1 protein-coding gene and 1 pseudogene are annotated in these 1,523 nt (G+C 60.7%); both read left to right on the forward strand.

Annotated features, from left to right (window positions below; genetic code table 11):
• Window positions 1-246, forward strand: a pseudogene (locus GQ59_RS32590) (methyl-accepting chemotaxis protein); the annotation flags it as partial.
• Window positions 247-432: 186 nt separating this feature from the next.
• A partial coding sequence (locus GQ59_RS30305) for a HAMP domain-containing protein (protein WP_037088611.1) occupies window positions 433-1,523 on the forward strand: 1,091 nt, incomplete at its 3' end.

The raw sequence follows: 1,523 nt of genomic DNA on the forward strand, positions 1-1,523 counted from the left end.
GAGGAACTGCAGGCCTCGATCGCGTTCTTCAAGGTCGAACGCGCCAACGCGAAGGCTCGGACACAGCAGGGCTCCAAGGTTCACGCAACCGCAAAGCCCGGCGCAAAACAGCCATCGAAAGCTCCTGCCTCCCGGCCGGCCGGCCATTCCGTCGCATCCCAGCAGGCACGCGCCAAGGGATTTGCCCTCGATCTTTCGATGGGCGGCCCCGATTCCGACGATGACGACTTCCGGCAAAGCGCCTGAGCGCTTCCCGACCATTGAGCGGGGCCGCCAAGCGGCCCCGCGACAGCCAGCGCCACGGCGTTGGCGCGAACAACGAAGAAGTCCCCGCTGCCGGCTTATCGGCCTTACGCTCCGACTTTTTTTCGATCGCATCCCAGAAATACAAGGCAGCTTTGTCGTTTTTTTGAAGGAATTGGGGGACTTAAGATGCGGTTTACAATCAAACTGAAATTGGGATTGGCTTTCGCCCTGTTGACGCTGCTGCTTGTCGGCATTGCAGTCTACGGCAGCCTGAGCCTTGGCGGCCTCAACGAGGCCAGCATCAAGATGGTCGATGGCCCGGTCCGTCGTCTGGAACTTGCGCTCACCGCCAATGTGAACGAGGTCGATGCGGTGCGCGCCCAGAAGAACGCGCTGCTTGCGACCAATCTCGCGGATGCCGCGAAATTCCACAAGGAAGCGGACGACAACACGGAACTGATGTTCAAGGCCGTTCAGGAAGGGCTTTCGATCGCCTCTCCGGAAGGCAAACCCTATTGGGAGAAGCTGCTGACGATCGGCAAGCTGTTCCAGCAGAAATCCGGCGAATTGCAGGCAATTCAGGCACGCGGTGACCAGGCCGGCGCTCTGGCGCTCTCCATGGGCGATCTGCGCACCATGACTGCCGATATGGGCGAGGCCATCAAGGTTCTCCTCGATATCCAGCGCAAGGGCATGACAAATACCGAAAAAGCGAATCAGGATCTGTTCGCCTCGACGATGATGGTCTTGAGCGTCGCCTCGATTGCGGCCGTGCTGATCGCCATCGGCGCCGCCTTCTGGATCACGCTCGGCATCAACAACGGTCTCAAGAAGATCGCGTCCGTTGCCAATGCAGTGGCAATCGGCGATCTCAACCAGAAAGTCGAAGTCAAGACGAATGACGAGGTCAAGGATCTGATCGACACCGTCAACGTGATGACCGGCAACCTGCGCACTACCGCGGCGATCGCCGAACGCATCTCCGAAGGCGACCTTGCCGTCGACGTCAAGCCGCTTTCCGACAAGGATACGCTGGGGCTCGCCATGCAGAGCATGGTCACCAACCTGCGCACCACGGCACACGTGGCCGACCAGATCGCCAATGGCGACCTGACCATTTCGCCGAAACCGCTCTCCGACAAGGACACGCTCGGGCTTGCGCTGCAGAGCATGGTGGAACGCCTGCGCGGCGTCGTCGCCGACGCACTTGCGGCATCGAGCAACGTCTCCTCGGGCAGCCAGGAACTTTCGGCAAGCTCGGAGCAGCTGAGCCAGGG

This window comes from Neorhizobium vignae, assembly GCF_000732195.1.
In the GTDB taxonomy this organism is placed as follows: Bacteria; Pseudomonadota; Alphaproteobacteria; order Rhizobiales; family Rhizobiaceae; genus Neorhizobium; species Neorhizobium vignae.